The 23,892-nt window shown below is 73.7% G+C and carries 25 protein-coding genes; 8 read left to right on the top strand and 17 right to left on the bottom strand.

What is annotated here, in order from left to right; translation table 11 throughout:
* Positions 1-54 precede the first annotated feature (54 nt).
* Positions 55-1,518, top strand: coding sequence for an argininosuccinate lyase (argH, locus tag ACGFI2_RS16255; RefSeq protein ID WP_393517607.1), 1,464 nt, complete (start codon positions 55-57; stop codon positions 1,516-1,518).
* Between the two features lie 239 nt (positions 1,519-1,757).
* On the opposite strand, the gene ACGFI2_RS16250 is transcribed toward argH, so the two are convergent.
* From ACGFI2_RS16250 to ACGFI2_RS16230, 5 genes are all read right to left on the bottom strand, one after another.
* Positions 1,758-1,994: a hypothetical protein gene (locus ACGFI2_RS16250; RefSeq protein WP_393517031.1), complete on the bottom strand. Its 237-nt coding sequence runs from the start codon at positions 1,992-1,994 to the stop codon at positions 1,758-1,760.
* Between the two features lie 110 nt (positions 1,995-2,104).
* Positions 2,105-2,335 (bottom strand): winged helix-turn-helix domain-containing protein, encoded by a 231-nt coding sequence (locus ACGFI2_RS16245; RefSeq protein WP_393517028.1) that lies wholly within the window; start codon positions 2,333-2,335, stop codon positions 2,105-2,107.
* A gap of 390 nt (positions 2,336-2,725) precedes the next feature.
* Positions 2,726-3,079, bottom strand: a complete 354-nt coding sequence (locus ACGFI2_RS16240; protein WP_393517025.1) for an MmcQ/YjbR family DNA-binding protein — start codon at positions 3,077-3,079, stop codon at positions 2,726-2,728.
* An 86-nt stretch (positions 3,080-3,165) separates the two neighbouring features.
* Positions 3,166-3,591: a DNA-binding protein gene (locus tag ACGFI2_RS16235; RefSeq protein ID WP_393517022.1), complete on the bottom strand. Its 426-nt coding sequence runs from the start codon at positions 3,589-3,591 to the stop codon at positions 3,166-3,168.
* 122 nt (positions 3,592-3,713) lie between these two features.
* Positions 3,714-4,328 (bottom strand): DNA-3-methyladenine glycosylase, encoded by a 615-nt coding sequence (locus tag ACGFI2_RS16230; RefSeq protein ID WP_393517019.1) that lies wholly within the window; start codon positions 4,326-4,328, stop codon positions 3,714-3,716.
* 224 nt (positions 4,329-4,552) lie between these two features.
* On the opposite strand from ACGFI2_RS16230, the gene ACGFI2_RS16225 reads away from it, so the two are divergent.
* Entirely contained in the window at positions 4,553-5,674 is a 1,122-nt protein-coding gene (locus tag ACGFI2_RS16225; protein WP_393517016.1) for an LLM class flavin-dependent oxidoreductase, read from the top strand.
* Entirely contained in the window at positions 5,671-6,297 is a 627-nt protein-coding gene (locus tag ACGFI2_RS16220) for a CE1759 family FMN reductase (RefSeq protein ID WP_393517013.1), read from the top strand. Before ACGFI2_RS16225 ends, ACGFI2_RS16220 begins: the two co-directional genes overlap by 4 nt.
* A 114-nt stretch (positions 6,298-6,411) precedes the next feature.
* Here ACGFI2_RS16220 and ACGFI2_RS16215 read toward each other — a convergent pair whose 3' ends face one another.
* Entirely contained in the window at positions 6,412-7,296 is an 885-nt protein-coding gene (locus ACGFI2_RS16215) for a universal stress protein (protein ID WP_393517010.1), read from the bottom strand.
* A gap of 225 nt (positions 7,297-7,521) precedes the next feature.
* On the opposite strand from ACGFI2_RS16215, the gene ACGFI2_RS16210 reads away from it, so the two are divergent.
* The gene (locus tag ACGFI2_RS16210) at positions 7,522-7,992 is read left to right on the top strand and encodes a cyclic nucleotide-binding domain-containing protein (protein ID WP_393517007.1); all 471 of its coding nucleotides are present in this window, start codon (positions 7,522-7,524) and stop codon (positions 7,990-7,992) included.
* Position 7,993: 1 nt separating this feature from the next.
* On the opposite strand, the gene ACGFI2_RS16205 is transcribed toward ACGFI2_RS16210, so the two are convergent.
* From ACGFI2_RS16205 to ppdK, 5 genes are read right to left on the bottom strand one after another with little or no spacing between them, the layout of a single operon-like run.
* The gene (locus ACGFI2_RS16205) at positions 7,994-8,284 is read right to left on the bottom strand and encodes a hypothetical protein (RefSeq protein ID WP_393517004.1); all 291 of its coding nucleotides are present in this window, start codon (positions 8,282-8,284) and stop codon (positions 7,994-7,996) included.
* A 29-nt stretch (positions 8,285-8,313) separates the two neighbouring features.
* Positions 8,314-9,087, bottom strand: coding sequence for a pyruvate formate-lyase-activating protein (pflA, locus tag ACGFI2_RS16200; protein WP_393517001.1), 774 nt, complete (start codon positions 9,085-9,087; stop codon positions 8,314-8,316).
* A complete protein-coding gene (pflB, locus tag ACGFI2_RS16195; protein WP_393516998.1) occupies positions 9,084-11,330 on the bottom strand; it encodes a formate C-acetyltransferase in 2,247 nt (748 codons plus the stop codon). The genes pflA and pflB overlap by 4 nt, the downstream gene beginning before the upstream one ends.
* Entirely contained in the window at positions 11,327-11,773 is a 447-nt protein-coding gene (locus tag ACGFI2_RS16190; RefSeq protein WP_393516995.1) for a hypothetical protein, read from the bottom strand. The genes pflB and ACGFI2_RS16190 overlap by 4 nt, the downstream gene beginning before the upstream one ends.
* A gap of 12 nt (positions 11,774-11,785) precedes the next feature.
* On the bottom strand, positions 11,786-14,446 hold the full coding sequence (ppdK, locus tag ACGFI2_RS16185; protein WP_393516992.1) for a pyruvate, phosphate dikinase: 2,661 nt from the start codon (positions 14,444-14,446) through the stop codon (positions 11,786-11,788).
* Positions 14,447-14,580: 134 nt separating this feature from the next.
* Here ppdK and ACGFI2_RS16180 point away from each other — a divergent pair, with 134 nt between their 5' ends.
* Both ACGFI2_RS16180 and ACGFI2_RS16175 read left to right on the top strand, forming a co-directional pair.
* Complete coding sequence (locus tag ACGFI2_RS16180; protein ID WP_393516989.1) at positions 14,581-15,084, top strand: GNAT family N-acetyltransferase; 504 nt, start codon at positions 14,581-14,583, stop codon at positions 15,082-15,084.
* A gap of 10 nt (positions 15,085-15,094) precedes the next feature.
* The gene (locus ACGFI2_RS16175; RefSeq protein WP_393516986.1) at positions 15,095-15,721 is read left to right on the top strand and encodes a hypothetical protein; all 627 of its coding nucleotides are present in this window, start codon (positions 15,095-15,097) and stop codon (positions 15,719-15,721) included.
* A 6-nt stretch (positions 15,722-15,727) separates the two neighbouring features.
* Here the strand turns inward: ACGFI2_RS16175 and ACGFI2_RS16170 are convergent, their stop codons facing one another.
* Positions 15,728-17,245 carry an FAD-dependent monooxygenase gene (locus ACGFI2_RS16170; RefSeq protein WP_393516983.1) on the bottom strand — a complete coding sequence of 506 codons (1,518 nt, stop codon included), beginning with the start codon at positions 17,243-17,245 and terminating at the stop codon, positions 15,728-15,730.
* Between the two features lie 118 nt (positions 17,246-17,363).
* The gene (locus ACGFI2_RS16165) at positions 17,364-17,978 is read right to left on the bottom strand and encodes a TetR family transcriptional regulator (RefSeq protein WP_393516980.1); all 615 of its coding nucleotides are present in this window, start codon (positions 17,976-17,978) and stop codon (positions 17,364-17,366) included.
* A gap of 186 nt (positions 17,979-18,164) precedes the next feature.
* Between ACGFI2_RS16165 and ACGFI2_RS16160 the strand changes: the two genes are divergently transcribed.
* Complete coding sequence (locus ACGFI2_RS16160) at positions 18,165-19,535, top strand: hemolysin family protein (RefSeq protein ID WP_393516977.1); 1,371 nt, start codon at positions 18,165-18,167, stop codon at positions 19,533-19,535.
* 50 nt (positions 19,536-19,585) lie between these two features.
* Here the strand turns inward: ACGFI2_RS16160 and ACGFI2_RS16155 are convergent, their stop codons facing one another.
* From ACGFI2_RS16155 to ACGFI2_RS16140, 4 genes are all read right to left on the bottom strand, one after another.
* Entirely contained in the window at positions 19,586-19,903 is a 318-nt protein-coding gene (locus ACGFI2_RS16155) for a PRC-barrel domain containing protein (RefSeq protein WP_393516974.1), read from the bottom strand.
* Positions 19,890-20,270, bottom strand: coding sequence for a hypothetical protein (locus tag ACGFI2_RS16150; RefSeq protein ID WP_393516971.1), 381 nt, complete (start codon positions 20,268-20,270; stop codon positions 19,890-19,892). The genes ACGFI2_RS16155 and ACGFI2_RS16150 overlap by 14 nt, the downstream gene beginning before the upstream one ends.
* The gene (locus ACGFI2_RS16145) at positions 20,267-21,493 is read right to left on the bottom strand and encodes an NRAMP family divalent metal transporter (protein ID WP_393516968.1); all 1,227 of its coding nucleotides are present in this window, start codon (positions 21,491-21,493) and stop codon (positions 20,267-20,269) included. Before ACGFI2_RS16145 ends, ACGFI2_RS16150 begins: the two co-directional genes overlap by 4 nt.
* Positions 21,494-21,564: 71 nt before the next feature.
* The gene (locus ACGFI2_RS16140) at positions 21,565-21,954 is read right to left on the bottom strand and encodes a PaaI family thioesterase (protein WP_393516965.1); all 390 of its coding nucleotides are present in this window, start codon (positions 21,952-21,954) and stop codon (positions 21,565-21,567) included.
* Positions 21,955-22,055: 101 nt separating this feature from the next.
* Here ACGFI2_RS16140 and tyrS point away from each other — a divergent pair, with 101 nt between their 5' ends.
* Complete coding sequence (gene tyrS, locus ACGFI2_RS16135) at positions 22,056-23,339, top strand: tyrosine--tRNA ligase (RefSeq protein ID WP_393517604.1); 1,284 nt, start codon at positions 22,056-22,058, stop codon at positions 23,337-23,339.
* Positions 23,340-23,892: the final 553 nt, after the last annotated feature.

Here is a 23,892-nt window from a genome sequence, read left to right as displayed (position 1 = left end):
CGATGGCGCCGTACGGCACGCCCGGTGGGAAGGGTCGCGGTCGTGACCACCACAATGGGTGGGGTGGACGACAAGAGCCTGACCGAGAACAGCGCCGCCACCAACCGGACGAGCCTTTGGGGAGGCCGGTTCGCCGGCGGTCCCGCCGAGGCTCTCGCGCGGCTGTCGGTGAGCGTCCAGTTCGACTGGCGCCTCGCCCCGTACGACATCGCCGGGTCCCGCGCGCACGCCCGGGTCCTCGCGGGCGCCGGCCTGCTCGACCCGGACGAGCTGGGGCGGATGCTGGCCGCGCTTGACGACCTGGAGGCGGCCTGCGCCTCCGGCGCGTTCCGCCCGACGGTCGACGACGAGGACGTGCACACCGCGCTGGAGCGCGGCCTGCTGGAGCGGCTGGGCAGCCTGGGCGGCAAGCTGCGCGCCGGCCGCTCCCGCAACGACCAGGTCGCCACCGACCTGCGGCTCTATCTGCGCGACCACGCCCGCGGCGTGGCCGCCCGCCTGGTCGAGCTGGCCGAGGCGCTGGTCGAGCAGGCGGAGCGGCACCTCGACACCGCCGCCCCGGGGATGACCCACCTGCAGCACGCCCAGCCGGTGACGTTCGGGCACTGGCTGCTGGCGCACGTGCAGCCGCTGCTGCGCGACCTGGAGCGGCTGCGCGACTGGGACGAGCGGGCGGCGATCAGCCCGCTCGGCGCCGGTGCGCTGGCCGGCTCGGGACTGCCGCTGGATCCGGTGGCGGTCGCCAAGGAGCTGGGCTTCCGCACCTCGTTCGCCAACTCCATGGACGCGGTGGCCGATCGGGACTTCGTGGCCGAGTTCCTCTTCGTCACCGCGATGACCGGCGTGCACCTGTCCCGCCTCGGCGAGGAGGTGGTGCTCTGGACGTCGCAGGAGTTCGGCTGGGTCGAGCTGGACGACTCGTTCGCCACCGGCTCGTCGATCATGCCGCAGAAGAAGAACGCGGACATCGCCGAGCTGGCCCGGGGGAAGTCCGGCCGGCTGGTCGGCGGCCTGATGAGCGTGCTCACCATGCTCAAGGGCCTGCCGATGACCTACGACCGGGACATGCAGGAGGACAAGGAGCCGGCCTTCGACGCGGTCGACACGCTGGAGCTGCTGCTGCCCGCGCTGGCCGGGATGATCTCCACGATGACGGTCCGGGTGGACCGGCTCGCGGCCACCGCGCCCTCGGGCTTCTCGCTGGCCACCGAGGTCGCCGACTGGCTGGTCCGCCGGCAGGTGCCGTTCCGCGACGCGCACGAGATCACCGGCCGGCTGGTGGCGCTCTGCGCGGCCCGCGACTGCGCGCTGGACGAGGTGTCCGACGCCGATCTGGCCGCGGTGAGCGAGCACCTGGACCCGTCCGTGCGCGACGTGCTCTCGGTGCGCTCGGCGCTCGCGGCCCGCACCACCCCCGGCTCCACCGGCCCCGGGCCGGTCGCCGACCAGCTCGCCGCCGCCGCGGACAAGCTGGCCGGCTGGCGGGACTGGGCCGCCGAGCAGGTCGTACCCCGCTGATGCCACCTGGTCCGGGGCGGGCGTGTCCATCCGCCCCGGACCAGGTCCGACCGCCGGCCAGAGACCCTGACGGGACCCTTCAGCGGGCCGCCTGAAGAGGCCCACCGGAGGCTGGCTGCCCTGGATACCCCGCTGGGCAACGGAATCGCCAGGCCAGGTGCATCTTCGCCTGGTTACCCCTGGCTCTCCATGCGGATGGTGCCGGGATCGGAGTGCACCTCCGGCCCTGGCACCTGGCGCTAGGAGCGACCCGTCCGGGTTTGCCGCTCGCGGATCGCCATCGTGATGGCGCCGATGGCGGCCAGCACTATCCCGCTGATCGCGGTGATGCCCGCCGAGGCCACGTTGGCGAAGTTACCGCTGAGCTTGACCATGTAGACCACGGCCGCGATTCCCAGGCCCGCCACGATCAGTACCCCCGCGACCTGGGCGTTGCCCGTGTTGTTCGTTGCCGGCTCCCTGATCGCGGGCAACACCGTGGAAGCGGCGCGGCAGGCGCGTAAGCGGGCGCTGGCCGGACCGGGTCGGCACGCGGCAACGGGGAGGCGTTTTGGGACACCTGAGCGGACAGGGGACGCCCCGGGCTTCACCGGCCCGGCGCGTTCTCCTTGACGTACACACCAGCGCCCGGCAGCGACTCTGTGAGCCCTTGCATCTTGAGCATCAGGTACACGCGGTCCGCGACGAAGCTCGATACCTCGTACTGCTCACACAGCTCGGCCCGGCTCGGCAGGCGCGAGCCGGGCGGGAACTCCCCGGACTTGATCCGGTTCGCCATGTCTTCGGCAATCTGCTGGTAGCGGTACTGCGGTGGCACTGGTGGTTCTCCTCCGGTCGGCTCCCTTACTCAATCACCCATGGCGGGTCCTTGACTACCAATGGCTATCCATGGCAAGTTGCCGAGTAGCGCTCTTCCGGTCGGCAACTGGCGGAGTGTCTGGATAGCGATCCGGGCGCGCGACGTATGGCTCCGTGCCCGGATCTGCTTGTTTCGGGAGGTGGCCATGATCGAGAGGGAAGTGCCCCGGTCGGAGTGGGTGCCCGAGTTGGCGAAACGAATCATTCGGCGGCACTGGATCTTGGGTTACTGCAACCGTTGCTATGACACGGCGGACGAGTGCCCGTCCCTGCGGTGGGCGCGAGACCGTATCAAGGCGCGTCGACTGGACGGCATCGCCCCCGCTCGGTTCTGACCAGTGCCCGGGGTTCAGGCCGTCGGTCGCTCGCGTTTCGGTAGCTTCGCCACCACCGCGTCGTACGACCCGTCGACCGCGTCGACCAGCTCGTCGTCCGGGATGCCGCCGGTCATCCGCAGCGTGTTCCAACCGGACCGGCCGATGTAGGGCGACGGCCGGGCGTCGTCCGGGAACCGGTGCAGCCACTCGTCGGCCACCTCGCGCGACGGCCCGCACTTGACCCCGAGCCGCGCCTCGCCCTCGGGGGAGCCGAGGAAGGCGAAGATCCGGCTGCCCACCTTCACCACCTCGTCGCCCTCCCACGGACGGTCCAGCCAGGCTCCCGGTTTGGCCAGGCAGTAGGCCAACATCTCCTCGCGCGTCATCGCGTCCTCCCGTGCCGTCGTCCCCGGACAGTCTCACCCGTCGGTGTGACAGCCGCCGGCCGGGCCGGCCGGCACGGTTCGTCGGGTCAGTCGCCGGTGCCGGTGCGCACGGTGAGGCGCTCGTAGCGCTGCCGGGCGGCCTGAGGGCTGCCCAGCCCCAGCCCGAAGGCGATCGCCTGCCAGGTCATGCCCCGGCCGCGAGCCACCTGGAGCAGCCCGGCCTCCAGCACGTCCACCTCGGCCCGCACGTGCGGGATCAGGGTCAGCGCGGCCATCAGGTCGGCCTGGTCGACCGGCTCCTCGCCCGGGTCCAGCTCGGCGCCGCCGGCGAGCGCCATCACCAGGGTGGCCGCCTCGTAGGCGTCGGGAACGTCCGGGTGCGCGTAGCGCCGGCGCTGGGAGTTCGTGCCGGCGTGCCGCTCGGCGATCCGCAGCAGCGCCGCGTAGTTGCGGTGGGCCCGGGCCTGGGCAGCATCCGGAGCGGTGAACGGGTCGTTGTCCACGGTGACCATGCCGTCCATCAGACACCGAGGAATGGCATGTTGTCAACACCCCGTTGAAAGTCATTCGTACGCCGGAGCCCGGGCCCTCCCGGGGTTGAGACGCGCCGCGAGGTCCCTCAGGTTGCGCCCGATCAGCGCGTCGCGGGCCGCCGGCGCGGGCTGTGCCGGCGGTACACGCTCACGCTCGGCTCGTCGACCAGCCAGAACCGCCACGGCAGGTCGTGCGCCGCGGCGACGCCGACCCGCGGCCCGGCGGTGATCCGTGCCGGGTCCACCGGCTCGACCGGTGGTGTCAGGAGCAGCGGCCCGGTGCCGTCGACCGCCGAGCTGCCGTTGGCGTCGCGGCCGAGCCCGAGCGCGGTGACCAGCCGGGCCGGCCCCCGGGCCAGCTCCCGGTCCGAGGCGCGGGGACGCCGCTCGCGCGCGGCCTCGATCCCGCCCACCACCTCGCCGGCGCGCAACAGCACGGCCGCCGCCTCACCGTCGCGACCGCAGACGATGTTCGCGCACCAGTGCATGCCGAACACGAAGTACACGTAGACGTGCCCGGCCGGCCCGAACATCACCCGGTTGCGCGGCGTCGGCCCGCGGTGGGCGTGCGAGGCCGGATCCGCACCGGTGCCGGCGTACGCCTCGACCTCGGTCAGCCGGATCCGCACGCCGTTCGCCGACACGGTCCAGCCGAGCAGGGTCCGCCCGGTCGCCGCGATCTCCGCGGCCGGCGCGTCGAGCCAGGGGTACGTCATGGCCGGCAAGGGTAGTCGCCGAACCGAGGTTCCAGCACTCGACCTCGTACGCGATCTTGCAGTTACGGTCCTCCAATAACGGGACGAAGAGGGCGTCACGGAGGCCGGAAGTGCAAGATCGACGTGGGGCCCGGGGGGCCGGGGCTGGAATAGTTGACTCGTCAAATAGGTTGTGCCTTGCGATGCCGGGTCGACCGGTCCGGATCTCACCCGAGGAGCTGGTCATGCAGTTCGGAATCTTCACCGTCGGTGACGTCACCGTCGACCCGACCACCGGGCGGCTGCCGTCCGAGCGTGACCGGATCAAGGCCATGACCACCATCGCGCTCAAGGCCGAAGAGGTCGGCCTGGACGTCTTCGCCACCGGCGAGCACCACAACCCGCCGTTCGTGCCGTCGTCGCCCACCACCATGCTCGGCTGGATCGCGGCGCGCACCGAGCGCCTGCTGCTCTCCACCTCGACCACGCTGATCACCACAAACGACCCGGTCAAGATCGCCGAGGACTACGCGATGCTCCAGCACCTGGCCGACGGCCGGGTGGACCTGATGATGGGTCGCGGCAACACCGGCCCGGTCTACCCGTGGTTCGGGCAGGACATCCGCAACGGCATCCCCCTGGCCATCGAGAACTACGACCTGCTGCACCGGCTCTGGCGCGAGGACGTGGTCGACTGGAAGGGCAAGTTCCGTACGCCGCTGCAGTCGTTCACCTCGACCCCGCGCCCGCTCGACGGCGTGCCGCCGTTCGTCTGGCACGGCTCGATCCGCAGCCCGGAGATCGCCGAGCAGGCCGCGTACTACGGCGACGGCTTCTTCGCCAACCACATCTTCTGGCCCAAGGAGCACACCCAGCGGATGGTCGGCCTCTACCGGCAGCGCTGGGCGCACTACGGCCACGGCTCGCCCGAGCAGGCGATCGTCGGCCTGGGCGGACAGGTCTTCATGCGCCGCAACTCGCAGGAAGCGGTACGCGAGTTCCGGCCGTACTTCGACAACGCCCCGGTCTACGGGCACGGCCCGTCGCTGGAGGAGTTCACCCGGCAGACGCCGCTGACCGTCGGCAGCCCGCAGCAGGTCATCGACCGCACGCTGGGCTTCCGTGACTACGTCGGCGACTACCAGCGGCAGCTCTTCCTGATGGACCACGCCGGCCTGCCGCTGAAGACGGTGCTGGAGCAGCTCGACCTGCTGGGCGAGGAGGTGGTCCCGGTGCTGCGCAAGGAGTTCGACTCGATGCGCCCGGCGCACGTGCCCGAGGCGCCCACCCACGCCGGCCTGCTGGCCGCCCGTGACACCGCGACGACCGCTGTCGGCGTCGCCGCGACCACGGAGGAGGAGCGATGACCCGGCGTACCCTCGCGGTCGTCTCGGCCGGTCTCGGCCAGCCCTCGTCCACCCGCCTGCTCGCCGACCAGCTCGCCGCCGCCGCCCGCGACGAGCTGGCCGGCCGCGGCGCGTCCGTCGACCTGCGCCCGGTGGACCTGCGCGAGCACGCCCACGACGTGGTCAACCACCTGCTCACCGGCTTCGCACCGGCCGCCCTGCGCGAGACGCTTGACGCCGTCGCGGCGGCCGACGGGCTGATCGCGGTCACGCCGATCTTCAACGCGTCCTACAACGGGTTGTTCAAGTCCTTCTTCGACGTGGTGGACCGCGACGCGCTGGCCGGCACGCCGGTGCTGATCGGGGCGACCGGCGGCACCGCCCGACACTCGCTCGCGCTGGAGCACGCGGTCCGGCCGATGTTCTCGTACCTGCGGGCGGTGACGCTGCCGACGGCGGTCTTCGCCGCGCCGGAGGACTGGGCCGGCGACGACGGCGACAGCGCGCTGCGGACCCGGATCCGCCGGGCCGCCGGCGAGCTGGCCGAACAGGTGGACCGCCGGCCGCCGGCGACCGGCCCGGCCGATCCGTTCGCCCTCACCACCGACTTCGCCGACCTGCTCGCCGGCCGCGACCCGGCCTGATCCCGGCTCGGCCCCCTGGTCCGGGCTCGGCCGTCTGGTCCGGGCTCGGCCGCCTGATCCCGGTTCGGGCCGCGGGCCGAGCCCGGTCGTGCACGCCTGACCGCGGTGGCGGCCTCAGTCGTCGGCCGGCTCCGGACGGTGGGCGATCAGCACCGGGCAGTGGGCGTGCTGCACCAGCGCCTGGCTGACCGAGCCGAGCAGCAGCCCGGCGAAGCCGCCCCGGCCCCGGGAACCGACCACCACCAGCGACGCGCCGGCGCTCGCCTCCCGCAGCGCGGTCTCCGGAGAAGCGGCGGCCACGGCGCGTTCGGTCACCGGCAACCCCGGGTGCGCCGGCCGGACCCGGGCGGCCGCCGCCGCCAACAGCTCGGCCGCCTCGGCCCGCTCGGCGGTGCTCGCCTCGGCCGCCACCTCCGGCGCCGTCGCGCCGCGCTCCGGCGCGCGGACGTGCACCAGCACCAGCTCGGCGTCGCGGCGGGCGGCCTCGTCCGCGGCCAGCTCGACGGCGTACGCCGCGGCGTCGGAGCCGTCGACGCCGACCAGCACCGGACCGTCGACCGGGATCGGCTGTTCCGCGGGACGGACGACGAGCACCGGGCAGTGCCCGTGCTGCGCGAGTTGCCCGCCCACCGAACCGAGCAGCAGCCCGGCGAAGCCGCCCACCCCCCGGCTGCCCACCACCACCAGTTCGGCCCGGCGCGACTCCTCCACCAGCGTCGCGCCCGGGCCGCCGGCGACCTGCCGGACCGCCACCCGCAGCCCGGGATGCCGCTCGGCCAGGTCGGCGGCGACCCGCTCGAGCATCTTCTCCGCCTCCTCGGTCGGCGCGGGCAACCCGAGGTCGTACGGGTTGAGCGGCACGCCGTAGCCGAGCGGGTGCAGGTATCCGTGCACCAGCAGCAGCGGACGGGAGCGCGCCACGGCGGTCGCCGCGGCCTGGTCGGCGGCGGCCAGGCTGGACGGCGATCCGTCCACCCCCGCCACGACGGGTCGGTTCATCGGTGCGTCCCCTCCGGTCGGCTCAGCCCATTGTGGCCGCTCCCGGCCTCGCCCGGAGGCGCCGCCACGCGGGCACGCGGTTGGGAGGGGCCCCCTCCTGTCGTTCCCGCGACGGGAGGAGCCCCCTCCTGACGACGCGGCACGGGACCATCGGCCCTGTCGCGTCCGGCCCCCGACCGGGTGGGATGGGGTAACGGCTTCCTGCCGCCGATCCGTGGAGGCGTGATGACCCCGCTGGAGATGCTGCGCGTACACCCGTTCCTGGCCGGCCTGCCCGACGGTTGGCTGCCCCAGCTCACCGGCTACGCCCGCCCGGTGGCCTGGCACCCCGGGCACCGGCTGTTCCGCGCCGGCCAGCCGGCCGAACGGTTCTGGCTGGTCCGCGGCGGTCAGGTGGCGTTGGACTTCCCGGTGCCCGGCCGCGGCGACGTGGGCATCGAGACGATCGGCGCGGGCGGCGTGCTCGGCTGGTCCTGGCTCTTCCCGCCCTACCGCTGGCAGTTCGGCGCGGTCGCCACCCTGCGCAGCACCGCGGTCGAGTTCGACGCGGCGGGGGTGCGCCGGTTGATGGAGTCCGACGACACGCTGGGCCGGCAGCTCACCGCCCGGTTCATGAGCGTCGTGGTGGATCGTCTCCAGGCGTCCCGGGTCCGCCTGCTCGACCTGTACGGCTATCCGACGACCGCGGCGAGCTGACTCACCCGTCGAGCGGCTCGCCGCGGCGCCGGACGACCAGCTCGTCCACCTCGAGCCGGCCGATGCGCAGCTCGCGGACGACCGCGCGGCGCACCGCCAGCCGGCCGATCACCAGCGCGCCCACCGACACGGCGCCGAGCGCGACCGCGCCCAGGGCCAGCGCGCCGACGGCCGTGGCGCCGAGCGCCCGCGCCCCGGTGGCCTGTGCGCCGGTGGCCTGTGCGCCGGTTGCGGACGCGATCCGGGCCCGGACGGGCGAGGCGGGGCGGCGGCGCAGCCGTGGTGTCGACATGGCCTCATGCTAGTGCGACACGCACCGGATCAGGTGACGGTCAGGCCCCGGGCGGCGAACTGCCCGCGCACCCGGGCCAGCAGCTCCGCGTCCGGCGGCGCGGTGTCCGCCAGCGGGAAGGCGAGGCCCAGCTCGGCGTACTTGTGCGCGCCCAGCCGGTGGAACGGCAGCACCTCGACGCGGTGCACGCCGGCCAGCCCGGCGGCCACGTCGGCCACCCGGGCCACCTCGTCCGCGGCGTCGGTCAGGCCCGGCACCAGCACGTACCGGATCCACATCGGCGTGCCCCGGTCGGCCAGCCGGCGGGCGAAGCGCAGCGTCGGCGCGAGCCGGCCGGTGCCGGTGACCCGGCGGTACGTCTCCGGGCGCCCCGCCTTGACGTCCAGCAGCACCAGGTCGGTGGCGTCCAGCAGGGCGTCGTCGGCGCGGTCGCCGAGGAACCCGGAGGTGTCCAGCGCGGTGTGCAGTCCGAGCGCGTGACAGCGGCGCAGCAGCTCGCCGGTGAACGCCGGCTGCAACAGGGGCTCGCCGCCGCTGACCGTGACGCCGCCGCCGGCCACCTGGAGGAACCGGCGGTACCGCGCGGCCGTGGCGACCATCTCGTCGACCGTGCGGCGCCGGCCGCTGCGGCCGTACCAGGTGTCCGGGCTGTGGCAGTACCGGCAGCGCAGCGGGCAGCCGGCGAGGAAGACCACGAAGCGGGTGCCCGGCCCGTCCACCCCGATCGACGTGTCCCAGGAGTGCACCGCCCCGTCCGGGACCGGCGGCGCCGCTGCCGGCGCCGCCGGGGGCCGGCCGGTCACAGCGACCCGTGGAACGTCCGGGACACCACGTCCCGCTGCTGTTCCGGGGTGAGCCGGACGAAGTTCACCGCGTACCCGGAGACCCGGACGGTGAGCTGCGGGTACCGCTCCGGACGGGCCATCGCGTCGAGCAGCGTGTCCCGGTCCAGCACGTTGACGTTGAGGTGGAACCCGCCGGCGTCGGTGTACCCGTCGAGCACCCCGGCCAGGTTGGCGATCCGCTCCGCGCGGGTGTGGCCCAGGCCGTCCGGGGTGACCGTGCCGGTCAGCGAGATGCCGTCGCGGGCCGCGTCGTACGGCAGCTTCGCCACCGACAGCGCCGAGGCGACCAGGCCGTGGGTGTCCCGGCCGTTCATCGGGTTCGCCCCGGGTGCGAACGGCTCGCCGGCCCGCCGCCCGTCCGGGGTGTTGCCGGTGTGCCGGCCGTAGACCACGTTCGAGGTGATGGTGAGCACCGACATGGTCAGCTCGGCGTCGCGGTAGGTGCGTTGCCGGCGCAGCTTCGCCGCGAACGTCTCGACCAGCCGGACGGCGATCTCGTCGGCCCGGTCGTCGTCGTTGCCGTACGCCGGGAACTCGCCCTCGACCGTGTAGTCGACGGCCAGCCCGGTCTCGTCGCGCAGCACCTTGACCCGGCCGTACCGGATGGCGGAGAGGCTGTCCACCGCGACCGAGAGGCCGGCGACGCCGGTGGCCATGAACCGGCGCACCGGGTGGTCGTGCAGCGCCATCTCCAGCCGCTCGTACGCGTACCGGTCGTGCTGGTGGTGGATCACGTTCAGCGCGTCCAGGTACGTCTCGGCCAGCCAGTCCAGCGTCCGGTCGTACGCCGCGAGCACCTCGTCGTAGTCGAGCGTCTCGCCGCCGACCGGCGCGGTGGGCGGGGCGACCTGCTCGCCGGTCAGCTCGTCCCGGCCGCCGTTGATCGCGTAGAGCAGCGCCTTCGCCAGGTTCGCCCGGGCGCCGAAGAACTGCATGTCCCGCCCGACCCGCATGGCCGACACGCAGCAGGCGATCGCGGTGTCGTCGTCGTACGCGGGACGGATCAGCTCGTCGTTCTCGTACTGGATGGCGCTGGTGTCCAGCGACACCTGGGCGCAGAACCGCTTGAACCCCGCCGGCAGCCGGGGCGACCAGAGCACGGTCAGGTTGGGCTCGGGCGCCGGCCCCAGGTTGTAGAGCGTCTGCAGGTACCGGAACGTGGTGCGGGTGACCAGCGGCCGGCCGTCCGCGCCCATCCCGCCGAGGGACTCGGTGACCCAGGTGGGGTCACCGGAGAACAGTTGGTCGTACTCGGGGGTGCGGAGGAAGCGGATGATCCGCAGCTTGATCACGAAGTCGTCGACCAACTCCTGGGCGCCGGTCTCGTCGAGCCGGCCTTCGGCGATGTCCCGCCGCAGGTAGGCGTCGACGAAACCGGCGGTGCGGCCGAGCGACATGGCCGCGCCGTTCTGCTCCTTGGTGGCCGCCAGGTAGGCGAAGTAGAGCCACTGGATCGCCTGCTGGCCGGTCGCGGCGGGGCGGGAGATGTCGAAGCCGTACCCGGCGGCCATCTCCTTCAGCTCGCCGAGCGCGCGGATCTGCTCGGCCAGCTCCTCCCGGTCCCGGATCACGTCGTCGGTGCTGCGCCGGTCGTCGAGCGCCGCCTTGTGGGCGCGGCGCTCGGCGATCAGCCGGTCCACCCCGTACAGCGCCACCCGGCGGTAGTCGCCGATGATCCGGCCCCGCCCGTACGCGTCGGGCAGGCCGGTGACGACGTGCGAGCGCCGGGCGGCCAGCACGCCGGCCGGGTACGCGTCGAAGACCGCGTCGTTGTGGGTCCGGCGGTGGCGGGTGAATATCTCGTGCACCCGCGGGTCGGGTTCGCGCCCGTACGCCCGCAGCGCGGTCTCCACCATCCGCAGCCCACCGGCCGGCATGATCGCGCGGCGCAGCGGCGCGTCGGTCTGCAGGCCGACGATCAGCTCCCGCTCCCGGTCGACGTAGCCGGGGCCGTGCGAGGTGATGGTGGAGGGGGTGGTTGCGTCCACGTCGTACACGCCGCGCCGCCGCTCCTCGGGAAACATCTCCCGCAGCCGGTTCCACACGGCGAGGGTGCGGTCGGTCGGTCCGGTCAGGAACGACGCGTCCCCGGAGTAGGGCTCGTGGTTGCGGCGGACGAAGTCGGCGACGTCGACCGTCTCGCGCCACGGGCCGTCCCGGAATCCCCGCCACGGGTCCACGACGCGTTGGTTGCCGCTCATGATCGCTCCTGTCGGGGGAGTTGGTGGGCGCGCAGGACGCGGGCCCACCAGGGGCGGTGGTCGGGGCGGGGGGCCGGGAGGCCGCGCAGGCTGAGCCAGCCGCCGGGGCCCATGGTGACCGTGTGCACCGCCGGTGGGCGGCGGCGTGACCACAGCGCCACGGCGGCGGTGAGCGCGGCCACCGCGAACGCGCCGGTCGCGGCCGCGACCAGTTGGTCCGGGTCGACCAGCCGGCGGTAGCGGACCCGGCCGTCGGTGACGACGAACGCGCCGACCGGGCGGCCGGCGTGGGTCACCGGCACCAACGCCGCGCCGGGCAGCTCCAGCACCGGGCCCACCGGCCCGGGGTCCGCCGGGGCCGGTGTCGGGTCGGCGGCCGGCGGCGCGGGCCGGGGCACCGGGGGTACGGTGTTCAGCCCGGTCGGGTTGAAGATGGCGGTCATGGTGCTGCCCTCCTAACGGGAGTCGGACGAGTCGGTGCCGGCCACGACCGCGGCCCGGCCGGCGGCGAGCCGCGCCACCGGCACCCGGTACGGCGAGCAGGAGACGTAGTCGAGTCCGGCCGCGGCGAAGAACGCGATCGAGTCGGGGTCGCCGCCGTGCTCGCCGCAGACCCCGACGGTCAGCTCCGGGCGGGCGGCCCGTCCCTCGGTGACGGCGAGCCGGACCAGCCGCCCCACCCCGGCGACGTCGAGGCTCTCGAACGGCGAGACCGGGAAGATCCCCCGGGCCAGGTACGCGGGGAAGAACGAGCCCTCCACGTCGTCGCGGGAGAACGCCCAGGTGGTCTGCGTCAGGTCGTTGGTGCCCAGGGAGAAGAACCGCGCCTCGGTGGCGATCTCCCCGGCGGTCAGCGCGGCCCGGGGCGTCTCGACCATGGTGCCGATCGGGATCTCCGGGACGTCGCCCACCTCGGCCAGCACGCGTCGCGCCTCGTCCCGCACGGCGGCGAGTTCCCGCACGTCCCCGACCAGCGGCACCATGATCTCCGGGCGTGGGTCGCCGCCGGCCCGTACCCGCTGCGCGGCGGCCTCGGCCAGTGCCCGCACCTGCATCGCGAACAGGCCGGGCACCACCAGCCCGAGGCGCACGCCACGCAGCCCCAGCATCGGGTTCGCCTCGTGCATCCGGCGCACCGCGGCCAGCAGCGTGTCGTCGCGGCCCGGGTCCTCGCCGCGCGCCCGCGCGCCGGCCACCCGGGCGGTCAGTTCCGCAAGCGGGGGCAGGAACTCGTGCAGCGGCGGGTCGAGCAGCCGGACGGTGACCGGCAGCCCGTCCATCGCGGCGAGCAGCCCGACGAAGTCGGCCCGCTGCAACGGCAGCAGCGCGTCCAGCGCGGCGGCGGTCTCCGCCGGCCCGTCGGCCAGGATCAGCCGCTCGACGAGTGCCCGGCGCTCGCCGAGGAACATGTGCTCGGTCCGGCACAACCCGATGCCGGCGGCGCCGAGCCGGCGGGCCCGGCGGGCGTCGTCCGGGGTGTCCGCGTTGGCCCGTACGCCGAGCGTCCGGACCGCGTCGGCGTGCCCGAGCAGGCGGTGCACGGCGGCGACCAGCGGGTCGGACTCGGGGCGCAGCTCGCCGGCGAGGTAGCGGGCCACCGGGGACGGCTGCACCGGCACCTCGCCGAGCCAGATCCGCCCGGACGTGCCGTCGATCGAGATCAGCTCGCCGGCGCGCACCACCCGGTCGTCGACGGTGAACTCGCCGCGCTCGACGTCGATGCGCAGCGCGTCCGCGCCGCACACGCAGGTCCGGCCCATGCCGCGGGCCACCACGGCGGCGTGCGACGTCTTCCCGCCGTGCGAGGTGAGCACGCCGGCCGCGGCGATCATGCCGGGCAGGTCGTCCGGGTTGGTCTCCGGGCGGACCAGGATCACCGGCCCGTCGGCCGCCGCCGCGGCGGCGGAGTCGAAGACCACCCGGCCCACCGCGGCGCCGGGCGAGGCGCCCACCCCGACGGCGAGCGGCGCGGGCGCGCCGGCGGCGTCGAACGCGGGGAACATGAGCTGGGCGAGCTGGGCCCCGCTGACCCGGGTCAGCGCCTCGTCGGCGGTGATCAGCCCCTCGTCGGCCAGCTGCGCGGCGATCACGAACGCGGCGGCGGCGGTGCGCTTGCCGACCCGGGTCTGCAGCATCCACAGCCGGCCGCGCTCGATGGTGAACTCGACGTCGCACAGGTCGCGGTAGTGCCGCTCCAGCGTCGCCATGATCTGCCGCAGCCGGTGGTAGCTCGCCGGGTCCAGTCGTTCCAGCTCGGTCAGCGGCACCGTGTTGCGGATGCCGGCCACCACGTCCTCGCCCTGCGCGTCGGTCAGGTAGTCGCCGTAGACGCCGGGGACGCCGGTGGCCGGGTCGCGGGTGAACGCCACCCCGGTGCCGGAGTCCGGACCGAGGTTGCCGAACACCATCGCCATCACGGTGACCGCGGTGCCCAGGTCGTCCGGGATCCGTTCCTGCCGCCGGTAGACCCGCGCCCGCTCCGAGCGCCAGGAGGAGAAGACCGCGCGGACGGCGAGGAAGAGCTGCTCGTGCGGCGCCTGCGGGAAGTCGTGCCCGACGTGCCGGGCGAAGATCTTCTGGTACGTGTCGACCAGGTCGCGCAGCTGCTCGGCGCTCGGCCCGGCCGGCCCGGCGGTGGCCCGCACCGAGGCCAGCTCGTGCTCGAACTCCTCGGCCGGGATGCCGTGCACGGTGCGGCCGAACATCTGGATCAGCCGCCGGTACGAGTCCCAGGCGAACCGCTCGTCGCCGGCGTGGGCGGCCAGCCCGGCCACCGTGGCGTCGTTGAGCCCGATGTCGAGGATCGTCTCCATCATCCCCGGCATCGAGTACCGGCCGCCGGAGCGGACGGCCAGCAGCAGCGGGTCGCCGGGGTCGCCGAGCCGCCGGCCCAGCCGCGCCTCGATCTCGCGCAGGTGCGCGTTGATCTCCTCGTACAGCCCGTCCGGCGGCTCGCCGGTGGCCAGGTAGGCGCGGCACGCGTCGGTGGTCACGGTGAACCCGGGCGGCACGGGCAGCCCGAGGCGGGTCATCTCGGCCAGGTTGGCGCCCTTGCCGCCGAGCAGGTCGGCCCGGCTCCGGTCACCCTCGATGAAGTCGTAGACGTACTTCCGCATGGTCCGGCCTCCTCGACTGCGTCGTTCCTCCTTCTTCGTACCGGTGTGGCGGGCGGTGCCGGCAGGGCCGGACGGGACGCCCGGCGGGCCGGAGGTCCCGACCGGTGTCGGTGGGTCCGCGTAACGTCTCGGCCGTGACCCCTGAGGTGGAAATCCGTCCGGTGCGCGACGACGACCTGCCCGCGTTCTTCGCCCACGAGCAGGATCCGCAGGCCAACTGGATGGCCGCGTTCGGTCCGAAGGACCCGTCGGACCGGGCGGCGTTCGACGCGCACTGGGCCCGCATCCGCGCCGACGAGCGCGTCGTCAACCGCACGATCGTCGCCGGCGGCGAGGTGGTCGGGCACGTGGCGGCGTTCCCGGTCGACGACCAGACCGAGGTCAGCTACTGGATCAACCCGGAGCGTTGGGGGCGCGGGCACGCCACCGCCGGGCTCACCGCGCTGCTGCGCGAGCTGCCCGGGCGGCCGGTGCGCGCCCGCGCCGCGAAGGACAACGCCGCCTCGCTCGCGGTGCTGCGCAAGTGCGGTTTCGTCGTGGTCGGCGAGGACTCGGGATACGCCGTCGGCCGCGGCGCCGAGGTCGAGGAGTGGGTGCTGGAGCTGCCCGCCGAGGCGCCTGACCAGCGCGACCACTAGTCTTCCCCGGGTGAACTGGCTGGAACTCGTCGGCTGGGCCGGCTCCGCGTTGCTGGTCTGGTCCCTGCTGCAGACGCGCATCCTGCGGCTGCGCGCGCTCAACCTGGTCGGCTGCCTGATCCTGATCGGCTACAACGCCGCCGTGCACGTCTGGCCGATGGTCGGGCTGAACGTGGTGCTCACCGTGATCAACGTCTGGTACCTGCGCAAGCTGCTCGCCACCCGGCACGACGAGCAGACCTACCAGGTGGTGGAGGTGGGCACCGGCGACGCGTTCCTGGCACACACGCTGCGGGTGCACGCCGCCGACATCGCCCGGTTCAACCCGGCCTTCCGTTGGGAGCCGGCCGCCGCCGACCGTTCGGCGTTCCTGGTGGTGCGCTCCGACGAGGTGGTCGGCGTGATGGTGTCGCACGCCGAGGCCGGCGGGGTGGCCCAGATCGACCTGGACTACGTCACCCCGCCGTTCCGCGACTTCACCCCCGGCGAGTTCGTCTACCGGCGCAGCCGGCTCTTCACCGACCGGGGTTTCCGCCGGGTGGTCAGCCCGCCCGGCATGGTGGCGCCCTACTACCACCGGCTCGGCTTCCGCCCCGAGGGCGCGGCCTACGTGCTCGACCTGCCCGACCCGGCCTGAGCGCCGTCAGTCCCGGGGTGGGCCGAACCAGCGGGTGAGCGCCGCGCGCAACCCGTCCCGGTCCGGCGCGGCCTCGGCGGACGCCCAGGCCAGGTAGCAGTCCGGTCGCAGCAGCAGCGCGGTCGACGAGGTTCCGGTCAGCCGCCCACCGATCACGTCGACCCGGTCCCGCCACGGCGCGGCCGCCGCACCGAGGGTGCCGGTGGCGTCGAGCAGCAGCGGGCGCGCGTCGCGGGTCAGCTCGGCCAGGCGCACCGGCCCGGCGTCGCCGTGCACCACCAGGTCCGGCGCCCAGCTGCCGACCGGAGGCCCGTCCGGTCCCGGGTCGTAGCTGATGTCCGCGCCGGCCATCAGGGCGGCCACGTGCGCGGCGTTCTCCGGCCGGGCGAGCAGCTCGCCAACGAGTTCGCGCAGCGCGGTGACCTCACTGCCCGGCGCGATCAGGGCGGACTGGGCCTGGGTCGACATGGTGACCCGCCGGGCCGCCGGGCGGCGCTCGGCCTGGTAGGTGTCGAGCAGCCCGTCCGGGGCCCAGCCGTGCAGTCGGGCGGCCAGCTTCCAGCCCAGGTTCACCGCGTCCTGCAGGCCCAGGTTCAGGCCCGGGCCGCCGATCGCGGAGTGCACGTGTGCGGCGTCGCCGAGCAACAGCACCCGGCCGTCGCGGTAGCGCTCGGCCAGCCGGGTGTTGCCGCCGACCACGCGGCGCAGCACGTGCGGCCCGGCGCCGGTCGGCGGGGCGAGCGGCACCTCGGCGCCGAGCACCCGGGCCACGCTGGCGCGCATCTCGGCGAGTGTCATCGGCGCGTCCGTTTCCGGCTCGTCCGGCCACTCGGAGGTGCTGACCAGGGGCGGCCGGTCGGGGAACGGCGCCCAGACGATCAGCCCGCGCTCGGTGCGGGTGTGACGGAACGGCGGGACGGTCCCGTGACCGGGCGCCGTGAGGCCGCCGGTCGCCGGGTCGATCGACTCCGGCGGCACTCCGACCTGGGCGGTACGCGAGACGGACCGGTCCGTCGTCACGCCGGGGAAGCCGATCCCGGCGAGTTTCCGGACGGTGCTGCGCCCGCCGTCCGCACCGATCAGGTACCGGCAGGTGAGCGTCGTGCCGTCGGCGAAGCCGACCTCCACCGCGTCGTCCCGCTGCCGCAGCTCGGTCACCTCGCATCCCCGGCGTACCGGCACGCCCAGCTCGGCGGCCCGGTCGGCGAGCACCCGCTCGATCTGCCGCTGCGGCACCGGCAGCCCGTGCAGCGGGTTGTCCGCGACACCGCTCAGGTCCAGCGGCAGCGCGCCGAAGACGAACTCGGGCGCCGCTCGCGGCGGCGTGGCGTCGCCGGTGAGGCGCTGGTGCAGGCCGCGCCGGTCGAGCATCCGGACCACCTGGCCGACCAGCCCGTTGGCCCGGTTCTCGGTGGTCGGCTCGACCAGCCGGTCGCACACCACCGGCCGGATCCCGGCCAGCGCCAGTTCGGCGGCGACCATCAGGCCGTTCGGCCCGGCCCCGACGACGAGCACATCGATCATGACAAGATCCCCTCAAGGGTACGGCGAACCACCCCGACGGCCGCGGGCAGACTGAAAGGCGGGGCCCCTTGTTAACGCCCCCGGTAGCGAAGGGCCCCCTTCTCACGGTGGGGTCGGGTCAGGCCGGTGGTGGCAGGCCGGCGGCGAGCTGGGCCAGCGCCTCGGAGAGCAGCCGTTCGACCGGCTCCGACCGTTCGGCGCGGAGGAAGTGCCGCGTCGCCGCGCCGGCGGCCGCGCCGACCGCGGCGGCCACCAGGTGCGGGTAGAGGTCGTGGGTGGCGTCGGCGCCGGTGCGCTCGGCGACCGCCTCGGCCAGTTCGGCCTCGGCGACCGCGCCGGCCCGCAGCATCTCGCCCTGCAGTGCCGGCTCGGCGAGCATCACCCGCAGCCCGGCCACCCACTCGTCGTGGGCGTGCGGGGGCGACTTCTCGACCTCGGGGCCGGGTGCCCACGAGGAGAGGACCGCCGCCTCGATCGCGGTCCACAGCGGCTCGTCGGCCGGGCGGGCCCGGAGCGCGTCCGCCACCCGGCGACTGCGGTCCAGGTGCCGGGCGGCGATCGCCTCGGCCTTGCTGGCGAAGTAGTTGTTGAACGTGCGGGGGGACACCCCGGCGGCATGGGCGATGTCCTCCACCAGCACGGCGTCGTAGCCGCGGGCCACGGTCAACCGGATGGCCGCCCAGCTCAGCGCCGCCCGGGTCGCGGCCTTCTTGCGCTCCCGTAGTCCGCTCACGTCGCCACGCTAGCAAAAGATGCGTGGCACGCAAAGATGCGGACCGCGCATTTTTTGCCCGGTGTCGGTGTGTGCACAGGATTCAGGCGTGCGCCGGCTGGGCACAGAGGGGCCACGCCGACCGGATCTGCCGGCCGGCGAGTCGGCCATCGCCGACCCGGATCGGGCCGAGGGAGAGAACCGCTCGTGCAGAGCTACTGGAGCCAGGTGGCCCTGGTCGGTGTGCTGGTGATCGTCAACGCGGCATTCGCCGGCAGCGAGATGGCCCTGGTCTCGCTGCGGGACAGCCAGCTGCAACGGCTGGAGCGCAGCAGCCGCGGCGGCCGGACGCTGGCCCGCCTGGCCAAGGACCCGAACCGCTTCCTGGCCACCATCCAGATCGGCATCACCCTGGCCGGCTTCCTCGCCTCCGCCGCGGCGGCCGTGTCCCTGGCCCGACCGCTCGTGCCGCTGCTCGGGGTATTCGGCAACGCCGCCGAGACGGTCGCCATCGTCGCCGTCACCCTGGTGCTCACGTTCGTCACGCTGGTCTTCGGCGAGCTGGCGCCCAAGCGCATCGCCATGCAGTCCGCCGAGCGGTGGGCGCTGGTCGTGGCCCGACCGCTCGACGTGCTGGCCAGCGTGACCCGCCCGGCGGTCTGGCTGCTCGGCGCCACCAGCGACATGGTGGTCCGCCTCTTCGGCCTCGACCCGAAGCACGAGCCGGACGAGATCGGCCCCGACGAACTGCGCGACATCGTGGCCGGCAACCACGGCTTCACCAAGGAGCAGCGGACGATCATCGCCGGTGCGGTGGAGATCGCCGACCGGCAGCTCCGCGCCGTCCTCGTACCCCGGTTGCAGGTCTTCACGCTCGACAGCGGCACCACCGCGGACGCCGCGCGGCTCGTCCTCGCGGCGACCGGCCACTCCCGGGCGCCCGTGGTCCGGCACGGCGGCCTGGACGACGCGGTCGGCGTCATCCACCTGCGCGACCTGGTGGGCGTCCCGGACGACCGGCCGGTCGACGAGATCGCCCGGCCACCCATGCTGCTGCCCGACTCGCTGCCCGTGGTCGACGCGCTGCGCCAGTTCAAGGCCGAGCGGCAGCACATCGCCCTGGTGGTGGACGAGCGCGGCGCGGTCGACGGGATCGTGACGCTGGAGGACATCCTCGAGGAGATCGTCGGCGAGATCTACGACGAGACCGACCGGGACCTGCAGGCGGTCCGCACCGAGGCGGACGGCACGCTGGTGCTGCCCGGCACCTTCCCGGTGCACGACCTCACCGACCTCGGGGTGGAACTGCCGAACCGGCCGGCCGGCGACTACACCACGGTCGCCGGGCTGGTGCTGATCTGCCTCGGGCACATCCCGACGGTGGCGGGGGAGCAGGTCACCGTCGACGGCTGGGAGCTGGCGGTCGCCGGCGTCGACCAGCGCGCCATCACCGAGGTGCACATCCGGCGTCGCCCCCGCCACGAGCGGACCGACGGCGACGACGACGCCACCGGCACCGACCCGGAGGACGACGGCGACCCGGCGGACGCCCCCGCGCTCGACGAGGCGCGCCGCTGACCACAACGGCCCGCCGGCTGCCGGGGTCGAACGGCCGTCGCCCGGCCGGCTCAGCGCCGGTCGACGGGCGGGCCGAACGGGAAGCCGGGTACCGGCGGGCGTAACTGCACCGCGTCGGCGGGCAGCTGGTGGGTGCTGCGCCCGATCAGCCGGGCGAGCGTCCGCAGCAGCCACGGCCCGGCCGGATGCAGCTCCGGCCCGATCAACCGGCTGGCCACCCGGGTCCACCAGTGACCGGCCACGATCACGTCGGTGATCCGTAACCGCTCCGGTGGCCACCCCCCGCGCACCACCACGTCCACCACCCGCCCCAGCCGCCGGCCGTGCAGGTCGTACGCGGTGCGCCCGAGCAGCTCACCCGCTCGCACGGTGGGACCCCGGGATCCGCTCGATCAGGTGCCGCCGCAACCACGCCTCCACCGGCGAGGACGGCAGGTCCGCCGCCCGGCACCGCAGCCGCACCGCGCTGTCCACCCGGGCCACGCTCGCCAGCGGCACGCGCAACGGCGGCACCGGCGGATCGTCGGTGAACCGGTCGGCCACCGCCACCAGCAGCCGCCCGACCCGGCCGCCGATCCGCTGCCCGAGCGCGCCCTGACCGGTGAGCAGTCCCGCCACGTACGGGTAGCCCTCGTCGTCCACCGCGAACGCGATGTCGTCGACCCGCCCGACCAGCCGGCCGTCGACGTCGACGATCTGCCGGTCGAGCAGCTGCCTGGCGAGCTGGACCCTCATCGCCCCATCCCCGTCACGATCGCCAGTGGGATCGCCGCCACCGAGGCGGCGACGATGAGCAGCAGGAACACCGCGCCGAGCAGGTTCGTCCACCAGCCGTTGACCCGCTCGCCGAGATAGGTGCGGTCGTTGGCCACCACCAGGATCGGCAGGTAGGTCAGCGGCAGCACCACCGCGCTCAGCACCAGCATGTACTCGGTCAACCGCACCGGGTCCACGGTCGTCATCAGCATCACCACACCGAGCAGCAGGCCGACCAGCAGGACGCTGTGGAACCGGGCCGCCTCGCGCGGGCTGACCCGCTTGCCCCACTGCCAGCCGAAGTACTGCGCCGCCGCGTACGCCGCCGACAGCCCGGTCTCCAGCGCCGCGCCGAAGGTCACCGCGAAGAACGCCAGCACGGCGGCGGCCAGGCCGGCGCCGCCCAGCGCGGTCGCCACCGGCCGGGCCACCTCGTCGAGCGAGCCCAGGGAGGCGCCGGACGGGTGGTAGGCCACCGTCGCCACGGCGATCAGCGACAACGCCAGGAACCCGCCGACCGGGAAACCGATCAGCACGTTGGACCGGGCCCGCGCCAGGTCCGCCGCGCCCCACCGCTCCTCCACCCCGCCGGAGGAGAAGAAGAACACCTCGTACGGGCTGACCGTCGAGGCGAACAGCGCCACCGCCACGAACCAGTACAGCGGCCAGCCGTGCCCGGCGGAGCTGATCTGCCAGGCGCCCTGCCCGAGTTCCGCCCAGTCGGTCGGCAACGCCACCAACGCGACCGCGAAGACCAGCAGCGCCAGCCCGGCCAGGCCGAAGACCCGCTCCATCAGCTCGAAGCGCATCCGCCACAGCACCAACCAGACCGCCAGCGCGGCCAGCGGCACCCAGAGCAGGTGGCTGACTCCGGTGGCCAGGTGCAGCGCCAGCGCCACCCCGCCCAGCTCCGCGGCGAGCGTGACCACCGTGACCAGCCACGACGCGACCAGGTTGAGCAGCGCCACCCGCGGGCCGAGCCGCTCCCGGACCAGGTCGAACACCGCCCGGCCGCTCACCGCCGCGATCCGGCCGGCCATGTCCGCGTACGCGCAGATGCCCACCACGCCGACGAGCAGCACCCAGGCGTGGGCCATGCCGAACAGCGCGCCGGCCTGGCTGGCCGCCACCAGATCGCCGATGTCGACGAACCCGCCGATGGCCGACAGCACGCCCAGCGTGGCGGCGAGGAGTCTCCTCACGTCGGATCGGGGACGGGTGGTCTCATCGACGCGACGATATCGGCGTCAGCGCCCGGTTTCGGGCGAATGCCTCAGCCGGCGGTGAGGTTCTGCAACCGCACCTGCCCGCGGGCCACCAGCCGGGCGTCGCCGTCGGTGATCTCCACCAGCCACAGCTGCTGGCTGCGGCCCCGGTGCACCGGCGTGCCGACCGCGGTCAGCTCGCCGTCGCGCACCGCGCGCAGGAAGTCGGTCTGGTTCGACACCCCGACCACGTTGCCCTTGTCGCCCAGCCAGATCGCGCCGCCGACGCTGGCCGCCGTCTCCACCACCGAGCAGTAGACGCCGCCGTGCTGGATCCCGTACGGCTGGTGCAGCTCCGGTCGGACCTGCCAGCGGATCACCACCCGGTCACCGCTGACCTCGTCGAACTTGAGCCCCAGCAGGGCCGCGAAGCCCCCGGTCAGGTCCGGCATCTCCACCGTCGTTCCTCCTCGTGCTCGGCGGCGCCGCCAGCCTAGTCCGCGGCCCGGACGCAAACCCGGTACGGCCCCGGGCCGGGCATGGGGGAGAATCGGTGACCGTGACCGACAGCAACCTCCCGCAGGGGCGGGACTCCCTGACCGAAGACCTGCTGTGGCGGGGCCTGATCCAGGACTCGACCGGCCCCGACGAGCTGCGCGCGCTGCTCGACGGCCCGAGCGCCACGTTCTATGTGGGCTTCGACCCGACCGCCCCCAGCCTGCACGTCGGCAACCTCATGCAGGTCGTCATGGCTCGCCGGCTCCAGCTCGCCGGGCACCGGCCGCTCCTGCTGGTCGGCGGCGCCACCGGTCAGATCGGTGACCCGAAGGAGAGCGCCGAACGCACGCTCAACCCGCCGGAGGTCATCGCCGGCTGGGTCCAGCGGATCCGGGACCAGCTCTCGCCGTTCGTGACCTACACCGGCGACAACGCGGCCCAGCTGGTCAACAACCTGGAGTGGACCGGCCAGATGTCGGTGGTGGAGTTCCTCCGGGACGTGGGCAAGCACTTCCCGGTGAACAAGATGCTGGCCCGCGAGGTGGTCAAGGCGCGGCTGGAGAGCGGCATCAGCTACACCGAGTTCAGCTACCAGCTGCTCCAGGCCAACGACTTCTTCGAGCTGCACCGCCGGCACGGCTGCCAGCTCCAGTACGGCGGCTCCGACCAGTGGGGCAACATCACCGCCGGGGTGGACTACGTCCGCCGGCGCGGCGCCGGACCGGTGCAGGCGTTCACCACGCCCCTGGTCACCAAGTCCGACGGCACCAAGTTCGGCAAGAGCGAGACCGGCGCGGTCTGGCTCGACCCGGAGATGACCAGCCCGTACGCCTTCTACCAGTTCTGGCTCAACGCGGACGACCGCGACGTCACCCGCTACCTGCGCTACTTCAGCTTCCGCTCCCGGGAGGAGCTGGAGGAGCTGGAGAAGGCCACCGCCGAACGCCCGCAGGCGCGCACGGCCCAGCGTGCCCTGGCCGAGGAGCTCACCGCCCTGGTGCACGGCGAGCGTGAGCTGGCGCAGGCGGTGGCGGCCAGCCAGGCGCTGTTCGGCCGGGGTGCGTTGGACGAGCTGTCCCCGGAGACGCTGCGGGCCGCGCTCACCGAGGCCGGTCTGGTACGCGTCGACGAGCTGCCCGATGTCGCCGGCCTGCTCAAGGAGTCGGGCCTGGTGCCGAGCATGAAGGAGGCCCGGCGGGTGATCGCAGAGGGCGGCGCCTACGTCAACAACACCCGCATCGGCGAGGTGGACGCGACGGTCTCGCCGGCCGACCTGCTGCACGGGCGCTACCTCGTGCTGCGCCGGGGCAAGCGGTCGTTCGCCGGTGTCGAGCTGCGCGGATAGTCGACGGTCGAGGATGTGACGCGGGACGCGCCCGGTGGATTTGACGATCAAACCACCGGGCGCGTAACTTTTTCTCTGCCAGCGCGGAACGGACGAACAGGGCGAAAGACCTGGAAGGCCGGAGCGCAGGACCTGGGACGCGGGCGGTGCCCCGGATCCGCCGGGAGGCGGATTTGGTGAGGCGGAACCGACCGGGTAAGGTTATCGGCCGGCAGGGAAACGGACGGGCCAGCGGGAAACCGTGATCGGCCGTCCTGCCGAAATCCTCGACGCAGCCGACTCCGGTCGGCGAATCGCGGTGTGCCCGGTAAAAGGGTGATGCATGTCAAATGGGGAAACACCGGTTTGACACGGCAGAAACCAGCGGGTAACGTAGTAAAAGTGCCCGGCGCGAGAGCGGCGGGGATGTGAACGAGATGCCCCGGGATCGGGGCCCTCCTGGTGGGGGTCTTCGGTGCGGTGTGTGGTTGTTCTTTGAGAACTCAACAGGGTGCTTGATAAGCCAGTGCCAATTGTTTTATACCCCGGACTGGTGGCTGTCTTCGGATGGTTG

Source organism: Micromonospora sp. NPDC049282 (genome assembly GCF_043197045.1).
Lineage (GTDB): Bacteria > Actinomycetota > Actinomycetes > Mycobacteriales > Micromonosporaceae > Micromonospora.
The sequence above is the reverse complement of the archived record's forward strand: the minus strand, read 5'-3'. Positions and strand labels throughout refer to the sequence as shown.